Source organism: Bacillus sp. PS95, from assembly GCF_037963565.1.
GTDB lineage: Bacteria > Bacillota > Bacilli > Bacillales > Bacillaceae > Bacillus > Bacillus subtilis.
Genome location: NZ_CP150160.1, coordinates 2,215,793 through 2,230,024 on the forward strand (window position 1 = coordinate 2,215,793; position 14,232 = coordinate 2,230,024).

Annotated in this window: 19 protein-coding genes and 1 riboswitch; of the genes, 6 read left to right on the top strand and 13 right to left on the bottom strand. The window is 42.5% G+C overall.

Going from position 1 to position 14,232, the window contains the following annotated elements; translation table 11 throughout:
* The first annotated feature begins 32 nt into the window (after positions 1–32).
* Positions 33–164, top strand: coding sequence for a hypothetical protein (locus NSQ12_RS11225; RefSeq protein WP_119899525.1), 132 nt, complete (start codon positions 33–35; stop codon positions 162–164).
* A gap of 30 nt (positions 165–194) precedes the next feature.
* Positions 195–395, top strand: a complete 201-nt coding sequence (gene cspD, locus NSQ12_RS11230; RefSeq protein ID WP_003230776.1) for a cold-shock protein CspD — start codon at positions 195–197, stop codon at positions 393–395.
* A 51-nt stretch (positions 396–446) separates the two neighbouring features.
* Here the strand turns inward: cspD and degR are convergent, their stop codons facing one another.
* Positions 447–629: a transcriptional regulator DegR gene (gene degR, locus NSQ12_RS11235; protein ID WP_003230774.1), complete on the bottom strand. Its 183-nt coding sequence runs from the start codon at positions 627–629 to the stop codon at positions 447–449.
* Between the two features lie 155 nt (positions 630–784).
* On the opposite strand from degR, the gene NSQ12_RS11240 reads away from it, so the two are divergent.
* Positions 785–1,054: a DUF2564 family protein gene (locus tag NSQ12_RS11240; protein WP_015251856.1), complete on the top strand. Its 270-nt coding sequence runs from the start codon at positions 785–787 to the stop codon at positions 1,052–1,054.
* A 27-nt stretch (positions 1,055–1,081) separates the two neighbouring features.
* On the opposite strand, the gene NSQ12_RS11245 is transcribed toward NSQ12_RS11240, so the two are convergent.
* Complete coding sequence (locus tag NSQ12_RS11245; protein ID WP_004399003.1) at positions 1,082–1,264, bottom strand: zinc-finger domain-containing protein; 183 nt, start codon at positions 1,262–1,264, stop codon at positions 1,082–1,084.
* Positions 1,257–1,937, bottom strand: a complete 681-nt coding sequence (locus tag NSQ12_RS11250) for a ribonuclease H family protein (protein ID WP_163138300.1) — start codon at positions 1,935–1,937, stop codon at positions 1,257–1,259. Before NSQ12_RS11250 ends, NSQ12_RS11245 begins: the two co-directional genes overlap by 8 nt.
* A gap of 82 nt (positions 1,938–2,019) precedes the next feature.
* Between NSQ12_RS11250 and NSQ12_RS11255 the strand changes: the two genes are divergently transcribed.
* The 3 genes from NSQ12_RS11255 to sspL are packed head-to-tail and all read left to right on the top strand — an operon-like array spanning position 2,020 to position 3,277.
* Positions 2,020–2,709, top strand: coding sequence for a queuosine precursor transporter (locus NSQ12_RS11255; protein WP_014477139.1), 690 nt, complete (start codon positions 2,020–2,022; stop codon positions 2,707–2,709).
* Positions 2,709–3,107, top strand: coding sequence for a reverse transcriptase-like protein (locus NSQ12_RS11260; RefSeq protein WP_015251853.1), 399 nt, complete (start codon positions 2,709–2,711; stop codon positions 3,105–3,107). Before NSQ12_RS11255 ends, NSQ12_RS11260 begins: the two co-directional genes overlap by 1 nt.
* Before the next feature lie 41 nt (positions 3,108–3,148).
* Positions 3,149–3,277, top strand: a complete 129-nt coding sequence (sspL, locus tag NSQ12_RS11265) for a small, acid-soluble spore protein L (protein WP_003218255.1) — start codon at positions 3,149–3,151, stop codon at positions 3,275–3,277.
* Between the two features lie 7 nt (positions 3,278–3,284).
* On the opposite strand, the gene exnP is transcribed toward sspL, so the two are convergent.
* From exnP to ypwA, 10 genes are all read right to left on the bottom strand, one after another.
* Positions 3,285–4,175, bottom strand: coding sequence for a 5'-3' exonuclease ExnP (gene exnP, locus NSQ12_RS11270; protein WP_163138299.1), 891 nt, complete (start codon positions 4,173–4,175; stop codon positions 3,285–3,287).
* A gap of 99 nt (positions 4,176–4,274) precedes the next feature.
* On the bottom strand, positions 4,275–4,418 hold the full coding sequence (locus NSQ12_RS11275) for a hypothetical protein (RefSeq protein WP_003218259.1): 144 nt from the start codon (positions 4,416–4,418) through the stop codon (positions 4,275–4,277).
* Between the two features lie 77 nt (positions 4,419–4,495).
* Positions 4,496–4,753, bottom strand: coding sequence for a YpbS family protein (locus NSQ12_RS11280; RefSeq protein ID WP_003230757.1), 258 nt, complete (start codon positions 4,751–4,753; stop codon positions 4,496–4,498).
* Between the two features lie 64 nt (positions 4,754–4,817).
* Positions 4,818–8,399, bottom strand: a complete 3,582-nt coding sequence (gene dynA, locus NSQ12_RS11285) for a dynamin GTPase (RefSeq protein ID WP_163138298.1) — start codon at positions 8,397–8,399, stop codon at positions 4,818–4,820.
* Between the two features lie 175 nt (positions 8,400–8,574).
* Positions 8,575–8,664 carry a Fur-regulated basic protein FbpC gene (fbpC, locus tag NSQ12_RS11290; RefSeq protein WP_100069434.1) on the bottom strand — a complete coding sequence of 30 codons (90 nt, stop codon included), beginning with the start codon at positions 8,662–8,664 and terminating at the stop codon, positions 8,575–8,577.
* 70 nt (positions 8,665–8,734) lie between these two features.
* The gene (bpsB, locus tag NSQ12_RS11295; protein WP_041336387.1) at positions 8,735–9,241 is read right to left on the bottom strand and encodes an alkylpyrone methyltransferase; all 507 of its coding nucleotides are present in this window, start codon (positions 9,239–9,241) and stop codon (positions 8,735–8,737) included.
* Between the two features lie 3 nt (positions 9,242–9,244).
* Positions 9,245–10,342 carry a type III polyketide synthase BpsA gene (gene bpsA, locus NSQ12_RS11300; protein WP_046663424.1) on the bottom strand — a complete coding sequence of 366 codons (1,098 nt, stop codon included), beginning with the start codon at positions 10,340–10,342 and terminating at the stop codon, positions 9,245–9,247.
* Between the two features lie 72 nt (positions 10,343–10,414).
* On the bottom strand, positions 10,415–11,731 hold the full coding sequence (gene pbuX, locus NSQ12_RS11305) for a xanthine permease PbuX (protein ID WP_339174756.1): 1,317 nt from the start codon (positions 11,729–11,731) through the stop codon (positions 10,415–10,417).
* Positions 11,728–12,312 carry a xanthine phosphoribosyltransferase gene (xpt, locus tag NSQ12_RS11310; RefSeq protein WP_015714142.1) on the bottom strand — a complete coding sequence of 195 codons (585 nt, stop codon included), beginning with the start codon at positions 12,310–12,312 and terminating at the stop codon, positions 11,728–11,730. Before xpt ends, pbuX begins: the two co-directional genes overlap by 4 nt.
* Before the next feature lie 90 nt (positions 12,313–12,402).
* A riboswitch (purine riboswitch) is annotated at positions 12,403–12,502 on the bottom strand.
* A gap of 140 nt (positions 12,503–12,642) precedes the next feature.
* Positions 12,643–14,148 (bottom strand): carboxypeptidase, encoded by a 1,506-nt coding sequence (gene ypwA / locus NSQ12_RS11315; protein WP_029726796.1) that lies wholly within the window; start codon positions 14,146–14,148, stop codon positions 12,643–12,645.
* Between the last annotated feature and the right edge of the window lie 84 nt (positions 14,149–14,232).

Sequence of the window (14,232 nt, forward strand, 5' to 3'; positions counted from 1 at the left end):
TCAGCCATTAATAAAAGCGGTTACATTTTTTTATGAAACTTCCCCTTCTTTTGAAAAATAAGCCGTTTCGAAACTTGACGGGTGCTCCCAGATGGTGTATAGTTGAACCATCATTTAACAATGAGTCAAAGTTAGATGATGACAAAATTTTTTTTAGCACATGAGTGCTACAGTACTAGGAGGAATTAAGCAATATGCAAAACGGTAAAGTAAAATGGTTCAACAACGAAAAAGGATTCGGCTTCATTGAAGTTGAAGGCGGAGACGATGTATTTGTTCACTTCACAGCTATCGAAGGAGATGGATACAAATCATTAGAAGAAGGACAAGAAGTTTCTTTTGAAATTGTTGAAGGTAATCGTGGACCTCAAGCTTCTAATGTTGTAAAACTCTAAACTCAATACATGATGATGAGATGACAAATAGAGGAGAGGCATTCGCCTCTCCTATTTGATTTTCATCTGGATTTCAATCGCCAAAATGTTTTGTTTACACCTCTGTTCAATCTCTTCAACATACTTTTCCATTGATGGTTTTCCTTTTTTCGCGATATCCGCCAGTTCTTCTAAATCACTGTATATTTCTATAAATGTTTTGTGAAGGATCAACTTCAAGTCTTTATCATCCATAGCTGCGTTCCCCTTCTCTATCAAGATACCTCAAATAGTAAAACAGTCCTATTTATTCTGGTTCAATAGTTATATCGGCTTATTTTTATTTTCTTTTCTATTTTGGTACATAAATTTCAAAAAAACTCTGCAAAATAATGGCGGAGGTGTTTTTTGTGACTTCAGAATTTCATAATGAGGATCAGACTGGCTTTACGGATAAGCGGCGGCTGGAACTAGCGGTGGAAACAGCACAGAAAACAACAGGAGCCGCGACGAGAGGCCAAAGCAAAACATTAGTCGACTCTGCATACCAAGCCATTGAGGATGCTAGAGAACTGTCACAATCTGAAGAGCTGGCAGCTCTCGATGATCCTGAATTTGTAAAGCAGCAACAGCAGCTGCTAGATGATAGCGAGCATCAGCTGGATGAATTTAAAGAATAAAAACCGCAGCTTCTGCGGTTTTTATTTTTAGTGATTGGTTAAGACATCTCCGTATTGTTTCAACTTTTCACCAACCGTACATTTATTGATACAAAATGAATGCGCATAAGTTTTGCCAAATTCTTTGCGAAACTGCTTCTTAATAAAACAGTCCTTGCAATATTCATCGTGCAGTTCTGTCAGTTCTTTAAAGATCATTTTCTTATCCAATATCGTCATCTCCGTTACGGTCTAATTTCGTGTGGCTTTCTACGAATTGATGGGATAGAATTTTTTTAGCGAGGCCGTCAGCTTCCTGATTGTCTTTTCGTTGTATTGTTTCGTAGGTTGGAGTAAGCTTCAGCGATTCAAGGAGTGCTTCTATTTTGTCAAGCCATTCATTATGAGATGGATCATAACAAGGCCAGCTGCCGTCAAGCTGATTCAGCACAACAAGCGAGTCCCCTTTGATTGTAATTGAATTTCTGCTTGCCCCCAGCTCTCTTACTTCTCTTATTGCTTCATAAAGCGCTGCGTATTCAGCTTCATTATTGGTTTTCAGCCGGAAGCTTTTATTTTTTCTCAAGCGATGACGGATTCCTCCCAATGAATAATAGATGACGATCCCGAGACCGGCCAGTTCGCTCTCCTTATCGAAACTGCCGTCAAAATAAACAGTAATGTCATCAGGCTCTTGAGCAAGCTCCTCTGTCAGCTTTTCCAATTCCTTCAGCGTCCAGCTGCCGCCTTTCTCGTCTTCGAACTCTAGCTCTTTCATGTATGGAAAACGTCCAAGTTCTCTGGCGAGCATACGTGCCTGCTGTGCTGTCAGCCAGTCTTCGCTAAAAAATGAGAGGGATCCTGTTCCTTTTGCTTCTATTTTCAAATGCGGTCTGAGCTTCATTACAATCACCTTACCATTCATTAGTTGTCGGGCTTATGCTATAATCAAACCAATCTTACCCCGGAAAGGAAGCTTTTTCATCTTGTTTAATAATTCGTTTTGGATCTTTTTTGCGATCATTCATTTTATCATTGTTCTTTTATTTTATAAAGGATTTGGCAAAATGGGGCTGTTTGTTTGGATCGGTTTTGCGACAGTCTGCGCCAACCTCCAAGTCGTCAAAACAGTCGAACTGTTTGGCTTAACAGCGACACTTGGGAATGTGATGTATGGCACAATCTTTTTTGCGACAGATGTGCTGAATGAAAAATACGGGCCAGCTGAAGCCAGAAAAGCGGTATGGCTCGGATTCTCAACGCTCCTGACGCTGACATTTGTCATGCAGGGCGTGCTGCTTTTCGAACCGGCTTCCAGCGACATATCACAAACAGCGCTGGAAACGATCTTCGGATTCCTTCCGCGAGTTGCGTTAGGAAGTCTGCTTGCCTTTATCTTCAGCCAAACGCTGGATGTTTATGTATATTCGGCAATTAGAAGGATATTTCCTTCTGATCGGCTTTTATGGCTCAGAAACGGCGGCAGTACAGCAGTCAGCCAGTTGTTTGATACATTCATATTCACTGCAGTCGCCTTTCTCGGCATTTATCCGGCAGGCGTGTGGCTTCATATTTTTATTTCTACATATTTGATTAAGTTTGCGGTATCTTTGATTTCATTGCCTTATGCTTATGCAGCCAAAAAAATGATACCTAAAGATGAAAGGAGTTCATAATGCCTACAGAAATATACGTAGACGGCGCAAGCGCTGGTAATCCCGGACCTTCCGGTATCGGCATTTTTATCAAACATGAGGGAACAGCAGAATCCTTCTCTATTCCAATCGGAGTGCATACAAATCAAGAAGCGGAATTTCTTGCATTAATTGAAGGGATGAAGCTATGTGCAACGCGCGGGTATCAATCGGTTTCCTTTCGAACCGATTCAGATATTGTGGAACGCGCCACTGAGCTTGAAATGGTTAAAAATAAAACGTTTCAACCGTTCGTAGAAGAAATCATCCGATTAAAAGCGGCATTCCCTCTTTTTTTCATCAAATGGATACCGGGCAAGCAAAACCAAAAAGCCGATCTTCTGGCAAAAGAAGCGATTCGGCTGAATGAAAAGAATTAAATCTTGATCATTGGTTCATCCTAATGGCGAGGTGAACTAACATGAAAAAGAAAGATAAAGGCCGGCTGACCGGCGGTGTTACTCCGCAAGGCGACCTGGAAGGCAATACACATAATGACCCTAAAACAGAGCTTGAGGAGAGAGCAAAAAAAAGCAATACAAAACGCTAGAGAAGATCTAAACGATCTCTCTAGCGTTCAGCTTTTCAAGCATACGCTCAATTCCTTTGATTTGGTGGCGGCGAAGCATGTCAGCCGCCTGCTCCATTTGCAAAGTAAATAAAGCGTCTTTCAGTGTGCAGGCCAGCGGCACTGAGCAATGAATTTCCGCAAGCTTCCTCGACATCTCCAAATCGCTTAAACCTTGCTGAATTTTTCCCTGCTGTCCTTTTGGAAGAAGAGAAAGATTTTCCAATAAACGGTCAATCGTTTCGTATTCACGAATCAGTTTGTAGGCTGTTTTTTCTCCAATCCCTTTGACTCCGGGATAGTTATCACTGGAATCTCCCATAAGCGCTTTAATATCAATCAAAGCCTTCGGCATTACGCCTGTTTCTTCATAAAAAGTCTCTTTTGTATAGACTTTATAATTTCCGATTCCTTTTTGAAGCAAAGCAACGCTTACTTTATCCGTTAACAGCTGAAGTAAATCTCTGTCTCCTGTTACGACCGTAATGTCCGCTTCATTCGCAAATAAATCGGCAAGAGTACCGATACAGTCATCCGCTTCATAGCCGGCAAAGCCAATATTCATAATTCCAAGCTCTGCGGCTACTTCCTTTGCCAAATCAAACTGCGGAATCAGCTCCACAGGCGGCGCGCTGCGGTTAGCCTTATAATCTTGGAACAAGTCATTTCGGTACGTTTTGCTCCCCATGTCCCAGCAGCAGACGACGTGTGTCGGCTGGAATGTTTCCACAGCTGTAATCAAATGCTTTAAAAAGCCGTTGACGCCATTCGTCGGCACCCCGCTGTCATTTATCATAAAGTTGCGATGTACGGCCGTGGCAAAAAAGGCCCGGAATAAAAGAGCCATGCCGTCAACCAGCAATAGTTTATTATTATTCATCAAATAACTCCCTTTTCTTTCATTCCTTCTATTTTATCATAAGCAGCCCAAAAATAAAAAACAGTATCTCTTTAATTAGAGATACTGTTTGGATATTTATCAATCGTTGTGTCTTTTGTTGCTGGCGATCAGCTTTTCAGCTTCGCGTCCTGCGTAAGAGTCAAAATGGGTTTGAAATCCGTTTTTCTTTTTGGCATTGTTATTCGCCTGTGCATTTCTGTTTCCGAGCTTTGTTCTGCCCAACTTGAATCCCCCCTTACGTCGGATGCATATAGTATATGCTTCCGGCAGGAGGTTCACTCGCGACAGGATCATCCAGCTTACATGCGGCTTACGTATTCTCTGACCATTTCTTTTGATACAAGCCGTCTTGTCGGGACGATGCCTTTTTTAGCGAGCTGATTCATTTGCTCGGTAATTTCATTAATTGCATCTGTAGTATAAGGCTCATCGTTTCTGCATTTAGCAACAGCTTCTTCAATCGCCAATTCACGCATATTTTCAAGACGCATAAATGCTTTGATATGCTCGTGCTGTTTTGATGAATGTGCTGAAATTGCTTTATGTACCTCTGACATTAATCGTTCATCTCGCTTTTTTCTATTTAGTCTATCATGACTTGAAATACAAGCCAACTGAATTTTACATTTTTATTGTATTGTCTGAATTTTTCCAGGAGATGCACGCCTGGTACGCCATTTCAATCTCTTTCGCATGTTCCCCTTCCGCATATCCTCTTAAATATGTCTCTTTTTGATCCGTTATTTGCGCGATTGCTTTTTCACCCATATCTTCCTGTAAGCGTCTGAGGTGAGCTGTGTAATGAGAGATCAGGCTTTCTTCTTCATTTTTTATCCATGCCTCTGTGATTTTCGTAAGTTTCATCCGTACAGCTTCGATAAAGGCCGCTTTTCCTTTCTGCTCAAAAAACTGCTTCGGTGATTTGACCTCTTTTAGTTCCTGCTCAAAAGCACGTTCTTCTATTTCCGGTTCAACTTCCTTCAACTGTATACCGCTCGAATGCTGATCACCCGCATAAACGGAAAAATAACCGTCCTCGTTTAATGTTTTTTGAAATTGATCCAGCCATTCTTCATTGATATGCCGTTCGATGAAACCGCTCATGCGAACATCAAGCGTTTTGATTTCCTGAATATATTCAAATTGATATTCATGTAAGGCTGTTGTCATCGCTTTACTGACGTTCTTTTTCCAATCCCCGTTTTGCAGTCCAGGATGAAATGCCGATTTTAATAAATCATTTGCAAAATATGATAATCGCTGTGCAATGTGATATAGCTGCTCTCTTGTATCTTTTTTTACTTTTTCAATGATGGTTTTTGAGTTCCGCCGTTTCTCGATATCGGCCGCTGTCCGCTCAAATGACAGCATAAGGCGCTGTTTCTGCGCTTCCTTCTCTTCTCGGGACTGATGCTGGGATTGGTGAAGCTGAAAAACAGTTTCGCATAGTTTGTCTGCCTCCGAACTGAGCTGCGCTGCTGACGCTTTTTTTACATCCACTTCGATAAACCGGTCTAAGTGTTTTCTTACTTTCGAGAACTGATTGTAAAATGACTCCGGTTTTCCCACCAGTTCCTCCTTACTTGATACGGTAAAGAGCTGCGGCTCATAAACCCCTTCTTTTACAAGCTCTGCGCTGACATAATCGGTCACTGTTTCGAGCTCTGTTTTATCTTTTGCAAGGTCTGCAGCATTAATAATAAAAAACATTTTATCCATGCTGAGCGATTCTTTCACAAGTCCAAGCTTTCGCAAAAATGAACGGTCTCCTTTTGAAAAAGAGTGCTGATAATAAGTCATATAAAAAAATGCATCAGCATCTTTGATATATTGGAATGCCAGTTCTGTATGCCGTTTATTCATGCTGCTCGCGCCGGGTGTATCAACGATCGTAATCCCTTTTTCAGTGAGCGGGCATGTATAGTAGACCGTTACCTCTTTCACAGCACAGGCCGTTGTTTCCTCTGCTACATATGGCTTTAATTCAGAGAGCGGAATCGTTAATTTCTTCTGTTCCTGTATATACTGCTGATACTTCTCGTATGCAAGCAGGAAATTGCTGATCAATTTCACGTGTTCTTCCTGCAGCCTGTTTTTTTTGACTGCCTTTTCCCACTTCTCTGTGAAGGAACGGCCTGCCGGCTCCTTTGGTATTCCGGTGAGCTGCAAAATTTCAGCCGTTAAGTCATCCTCTGTCTTAAACACTACATTCGCTGTTTTGTTTAAGTTGCCATTGATTGGCTTTGTGATCTTGTTAATTGTCGCTGTGGTTGGCGTTGGTGAGGATGGCAGCACTCTTTCGCCGACAAGCGCATTGGCAAATGATGATTTCCCCGAGCTAAAGCCTCCAAAAAGAGCGAGTGTAAATTTACGTTCCTCAAGCCTTTTCACCCTTTCACGAAACGCTGAAGTTTGCTTTAACAACATGCTGCATTCGCCTAAAATGTCAGACAAAGTGTAAAAGCGTTTGATTTGGTCTTGAAGCGGCATTTCTTGTTCCATTTTGATTTCTGATTTCGGCATCGGCTGCGCCGTCAGCTGGCTTCGGCCTTGTTTCTGCTCTGGAGCCGCCACTCTTGTTTTCTTCGATTTAAACCATTCTGTGTCTATATGCATTGGGCATGCGGACTCTTCTTCCCAAATGGCCCACAGGCGATCGGTTTTCTCTCGGGCATTATTCTCTAAACGTGCCTGTTCTTGAAGAAAGACAAGTTTTTCTGATTCTTGGACGAGCCGGTCGTTAATTGTTTGCACATCTTTGGAAACACGCTCTTTCACCATAGCGGAGAGCACCTTTATGATGTCTGCGGCTTCTCTTTTCGCCTCTTTCCGGATGAGCTCTGCCAAGTCTTTTGTATATTGCAATACATATTCAGAGGAAAAGGCTGCACCATGCTTGACCGCGCGTTCAATGATGCTTATATCAAGCGGTGTGCGATAGGCCTGAATCAGCTTTTCACTTTCAGCAGTATAAACATCAAATGCCTTGGCGAGTTTATGAAGCGTGTCTATCATATGCCAATCCGCTTCGGCCTCTGTTCGTTTTGCCACATCAGAGAAAAAGGCATTCCGCCTTTTATCTCTTTCCTTTGCAGTTTTCGCTTTAGAAAAGAAAAAGCCGGTTTTAAAGGAAGGCTCTTGCGATTCTAAAAATGCAGCCGCCAATTCACGCATTTCAAAAGGCGTCAGGTTGGCGTTTTTTAAAATAAGATTGATTTCTTCCTGCATCCTCGTCTCTGCCTCAGTCGTTTGTTTTTCGGCCTCATTCAATTGATCACGCAGCGATTGGACCAGTCCAATTTGGATATTAAGCTGTTCAGCGAAACTCGGAGCGCCTGTTTCGTCTTTCTTCAGCATTTCCGTATGTTCCTTTAGCAGATTACGGACTTTTTGTTCCGTTAAAGCCTGCATATTGCTTTTTGATTGCTGTTCTATTCTTCTTAACTCTTCTCTCAGGGCCCCCATCTGATTGAACGGGTGATCCGGTTCTGTTACTGATGTAAAATAGAGCGCTTCCCTTGAAATCCCTTCATTGCAAAGCATCTCCTCTACCTGCGCTTGATAGTCTCCAAATTTTGTCTCCGTCTCATCATGGCGGTCAATTTGATTGACGATAAAATACACATTCGGAATGCTTTCTTTTATTGATCTGAGAAACTTTACATTTTCCTCAGCGTGCACGTGATTATAGTGAACGACGTAAAACAGCGCATCCGCCTGGTGAAGAATAGAAGCAGCCGATAAAAAATGAGCATCATCTGTTGAATCTATCCCTGGAGTATCAATATACGCAACCCCGGAATCGATCTCAGTATACCTGTCAAAAATTTCGACGCTTTCAATCTGTTCCCCGTCTTTACAATATTGCTGCACCTTGTCTTTCTGGTAAGCCCCTTCCAGCTCAGCACACGCTCCGTCTGTTGTATGAAGCCGAACTCGCTTTTCCCCGTTTCTGATCACAACAAGGTTAGCGCTTGTCGGAATCGGGCTTGTCGGCAAAATATTCTCCATTAACAGGCAGTTCAGCAGTGACGATTTTCCCGCTGAATAATGCCCGGTAAACGCGATATAAACCTCTTCATCAGCCGCTTTTTTCATGACCGCAGCCAGTTTAGCAGCCCTTTGTTCATCTTGATTCTCAATAAATTGCTTATAAAGTTCCCCAGTTTTATGCAAAAGCTTTTTTCTGTTTTGATCTGTCATAAGTCTGAACCCCTTTGTGCCGTTTCAATTGTGAACTTTTTTTGAAAGATCTGAATTCATTCCCTTTTCATTTTACACAAGAATAAACCAAATTTCTTTAGGAGAATAGAAAAAAGCCGCCATTACGGCAGCTTCTATAAAAGAAAATCTGCAACTTTTACAAGTTCCAGATTCATCAAACAGATTTATTAGAGATTCCTTTTAATACAAAACCAATTAATACACTATATGTACAAACCGCTCCAAGCAAAAACAGCATTGTCATTTGCTTCACCATCCTGATTGAGAATCTTTTTCAAATTCATTTTAACATGGTTGAGAATGATTTTCAATCGCTATTTTACGCTGTATTCCTGTAATGCTTTGTCTTCTGCGCGAATTCTGATGCTTAACAACACGGCATTGAAAATGGAAAACAGACACATGGTGACGTATGCTTGATAAAGCAGCGGAATCAGCAAAATTTCGAGTATAACAACGGCATAGTTTGGATGTTTCATCCATTTATATGGACCTTTTTTTACAAGCTCTACACCTGGAACAACAAGGATTTTCGTATTCCAATATGCCCCTAAGGAACAAAGCGCCCAATACCGTACGATCTGTACGCTTAAAATCACTGCAGCGATACCGAGCCACCAGCTGGACGGCTGTTTATTCATCAGCAGCACCTCGGCAATTAAGGACAGGAAAAAAAGGATATGCATCGTAATGATATACGGATAGTGGCTCTCGCCAAATTCAATTGCTCCTTGCTTCTTTACCTTTTGTTCGTTTTGCCTGGCCACTGCCATTTCTGCTGCTCTTTGAACAATGAGAATGGCGATCAACAACCAAAACATGAGTCAGGCCCCCTTTTCCCAGCTGAATAACAGCAACTCTGATGAGAAACCCGGCCCTAAAGCGCCAATCAGTCCTCGTTCAGCTTCCTTTTTATGTCCGTTCTGCAGATGGTCTTTGATCACATACAAGATTGTGGCTGAAGACATATTTCCGTGCTTTTGCAAAATGCTTAGCGCAGATGAAAGCTTTTCTGACGACAGCCCGAGACTTTTGATGTATGCATCGATCACTTTTTTTCCGCCTGGATGCGCCAAAAAAACACAGATATCATGGAATGACAGCTTATGTTTGTCCAAAAAAATCTGTACATTTGTTTTGAGCCATTTTTCCACCAAGGTCGGAATGTCTCGTGAGAAAATGACTTTGAATCCTTGATCGGTAAAGTCCCAGCCCATGACATCTTCTGATTGTTTCATCAAAACAGATTGGGCGTCCATTATCTTCGGCGCAAGCTTCAGCTTTGACATCCTGCGGTCCGCCTTCTCTCCGCATAATAAAGCTGCGGCAATGCCGTCACCAAAAAGCGAGGTGCCGATCAGATTGCTTTTCGTTTTATCTTCCGGCTGGAATGTCAGGCTGCACAGCTCGGCAGCAATGACAAGCACAAAAGCCTCAGGATACGCTTTGCAGTATTCGGCTGCACGCGCAAGTCCGCTGGCTCCTCCTGCACAGCCAAGCCCCCAAATCGGAATCCGCTTCGTATATGGAGAAAACGGAAGTTCATTCATAAGCCGCGCCTCGATACTCGGTGTGGAAAGACCTGTACTGGAGACGAAAAAAACAGCTTCCACTTTCTCATAAGGAATGGCTTCTTGAAAAAATTCCGGATGAGAGAGGCACTCACGAACAGCCGCTCTGCTGTGTTTAAGTGTTTCTTCTATGTATATTTGATTTTTTTCTTCAAAGCTGTGCCCCTCTTTATACCATTCAATCGGCTTAACAAACTGTCTCGAATGGATTTGCCCGTTTTTAAAGGAGGATAACAGCCGGTCAATATCCTTAAAAGAATGCTGAAACATATAGCGGGCGAACTCGGCCGCTTTCTCTTGGTTTACATTATACGCAGGAAGACTTGTTCCAATGGATAAAATAAACGCCATGCGATCACCTCTTTGCATACATTGTGCCGCAACAATCTTTTTTATATGCAAAAAAACTCCGCCGCGGCGGAGTTAGACTGCTGTTTTTTGTTCAGCGAGGTCAGCTTCTTGTTCTATTTTTTTAGCTTTAGAAAAAACGTTATATACAATATTTAAGACGACTGCAGTAAAGCTGCCCACCACAATGCCATTCGTTGTAAGCAGCGTTAAGGCACTCGGAAGCTGTTTGAAAATATCCGGCACAACGGTCACACCGAGCCCCAATCCCACTGAGCAAGCAACAATCAGCAGATTTTCCTGTTTCGCAAAATCAATGCGGCTGAGCATTTTAATTCCGTAAGCAATCACCATTCCAAACATCGCCACCATTGCACCGCCCAAAACAGCGGATGGAATAATAGTCGTGAAAGCAGCGATCTTTGGAAACAGCCCAAATGCCATTAGGATCACACCTGTGACCACAATGACGGCATTTTTTTTGATCCCTGTGAGCTGAACAAGCCCGACATTTTGAGAGAATGCCGTGTAAGGAAAAGCGTTAAAAATACCGCCCAGAAGCACAGCCAGTCCTTCAGCTCGATAGCCTTTAGACAAATCTTTCTCTGTCAAACGGCGGTTTGTCAGGTCACCTAAAGCAAAGTAAACACCAGTTGACTCCACAAGGCTGACAATTGCAACGATGGACATCGTAATGATAGGCGCTGCATGAAAAGACGGCGCGCCGAAGTAAAATGGCTGAATCATTTGAACAACTGCCGCATCCGAAACATTATCAAATTGAACTTTCCCCATAAAATAAGCGATGAAGGTGCCAATCAAAATACCGATCAAAATCGAGACGGACTTGATAAAGCCTTTTGTAAAACGGTATAGAAGCACAATGATGCTCAACACGGTAAAAGCAAGAGCAAGGTTGGAGAGATCTCCGAAATCTGCACTTCCTTCTCCGCCGGCCATGTTATTCATGGCAACCGGCATCAATGTAATACCGATAATCGTAACAACAGAGCCTGTCACGACCGGCGGAAAAAACGATACGAGCTTTCCAAAGAAAAATGAAATAAAAATGACAAGAATGCCTGAAGCGATAATGCCGCCGTAAACTGTTGAAACCCCATATTCAGATCCAATCGCAATCATTGGCGATACAGCTGTAAAGGTACATCCAAGCACTACCGGAAGCCCGATCCCAAAAAATCGGTTGCTCCACACTTGCAGAAGTGTAGCCACACCGCACATAAAAATATCAATCGATACTAAGTAAGTCAGCTGCTCGACAGTCAGTCCCATTGCTTTTCCAACAATCAGAGGAACAACAATAGCGCCGGCATACATGGCAAGAACATGCTGAATCCCTAAAGACAGCGTTTTGCCGAATCCATTTCTCATGAATGAACCTCCTGTACGAAGGACACTTTCCCTTCTTCTAAAGACTGAATTCTTGCCAAAGATTCCACTCGGTAGCCCAGTTTCACAAGTTCATCTCTTCCCGGCTGAAATGACTTTTCAATAACAATGCCAATACCCGCAATAGAAGCTCCCGCTTGCTTCACAATCGACACAAGCCCGTGCGCTGCCTGTCCATTTGCCAAAAAATCATCGATAATCAGCACATGATCCTGATCCGACAGGTGGGTCCCAGACACTGCGATTTGGCTTTCTGTTTGTTTCGTAAAGGAATAAACAGACGCTGTCAGCAAATTGTCGGTGAGTGTTAACGATTTATGCTTTCTCGCGAAGACAACTGGCACACCCAGCTTCAAGCCCGTCATTACAGCGGGAGCGATACCTGATGATTCGATTGTCACAATTTTGGTAATACCGTCTTTTGCAAACCTGGACGCAAATTCGTCACCAACTCTCTGCATAAGCAGCGGATCAATTTGGTGATTCAAAAAAGAATCCACTTTCAATACCTGATCAGATAATACGACGCCTTCTTCCTCTATTTTCCGTTTCAGTGCTTCCATCTTGTCTTACCTCCGTTATGAGAATAAAAAAAGCATTGCCCGCTCAAATAAAGAGCAAGCAATGCTGATATCACAAAAAACCGTACACGTGCGGTTCCATTGCTCACCCATAGTCGGACATTTACGGTGCCCGGTAGAAACTTGCGTGCCATATCCACGCGATTATATGAGTGTTCCTATTATATTGTAATAAATTATATCAAGATTCTAATCTCTTGCATAGGCTGAAAATAAAAATTCCCGAACTTTAATTTTGTTTTTTTAGATATCATTCGTATTTCAAGGGGATTCGATATAAAAGAGCCTGACGACGCGCCGCCAGGCTTTTGATTATGACAGATAGAGATTTGAATATTTGTTTGATAAATAATCAATTAAATAGCGAACATTCAGCTCTTCTCCTGTTGCATCTTTAATAATGTCTAACGGCTTTTTCCGTTTTCCGTGAATGTGCACCTTTTCCGTCAGCCATTGCTTTATCGGATGGAACTCTCCTCTTTCCAAGAGAGCGTCAAATTCAGGGAGATCCTCAAGCATTTTTTGTTTCAGCTGAGCCGCATACATGTAGCCGAGCGCATAGGATGGGAAGTAGCCGAAATCTCCACCTGCCCAATGGACGTCCTGTAAAATCCCCTCTGCGTCGGTCTGCGGTGTAATCCCTAAATAATCTTGGTATTTTTGATTCCAAAGCGACGGCAGATCTTCCACAGACACTTCATTGCTGAAAATCGCTTTTTCAATTTCATAACGGATGATGATATGAAGAGGATACGTCAATTCATCCGCTTCGACCCTGATAAATGAAGGTTTTGATTCATTGATTGCACGGACAAAATCATCCAGGGAGATGTCCTTGAACTGTTCAGGTGATGCTTCTTGAATCTTCTGATAGTACGGTGTCCAAAAATGCTTGTTGCGGCCGATAAAATTCTCGTAAAATAATGATTGCGATTCATGAATTCCCATTGATGCGCCGTCTGACAAATTCGTACCACTGAGTGCTTCATCAATATTTTGCTCGTAAATCGCGTGCCCGCACTCATGAATGGTGCCAAAGATCGCCGTCCGGAAATCTTTTTCATCATATCTCGTCGTGACCCGAACGTCTCCCCGATTCAGCGTAGTTGCAAACGGATGAACGGTTTCATCAAGTCTTCCGCCATCAAAATCGTAGCCAAGCTCCTGTAAAAAATACAGACTGAGCTCTTTTTGCTTTTCTTTCGGGAACGCTTTTGTAAGAAAGCTTGTATCTGGTTTATTTCCGGAAGCTGTCACCTGTTTAACAAGAGGGATAATCGCTTCCTTCAGCTCAGCAAACAGCTGATCAAGCACCTTTACCGTGACGCCGGGCTCAAACAAATCAAGCAATGCATCATAAGGATGCTCTTGATATCCCCAATACGTAATAAAACGTTTATTGAATTCAATCAGCTGTTCTAAATAAGGAGAAAACAAGCTGAAATCAGATTTTCCTTTCGCTTCCTCCCACGCTGTTTCTGCCTTTGAACAGAGAATCACGTATTCTTTGTATTCAGCCTCAGGGATTTTCTTATTCTCTTCATACTCTTTTTTCGCCAGTTCCACTGCTTTTTTCGTATCTTCCGACAAGTCATCAAATCGTTCATACAGGACATCGATAAGCTCCTTCATTCGATCTGATGTTTGGATATTGAATATATCTGTTGAAAGCTGGCCGATACTTTCGGCACGATCCTCTGAGCCGTTTTTCGGCGCGCCTGTTCTGGAGTCCCAGTGCATTAACGCAACTGCTTCGCTGTAATGTGAGATTCTTTTTAAAAGATCAAAAAATTCTTTTTCATATGTATGTATCTCCATATCCATTCCCTCCCTATTCTAGCCGTTCCATTACAGGCTAATGGAAGGGGGTATGAAAGTCAAATTGTTTGTATAAAAGGCTGC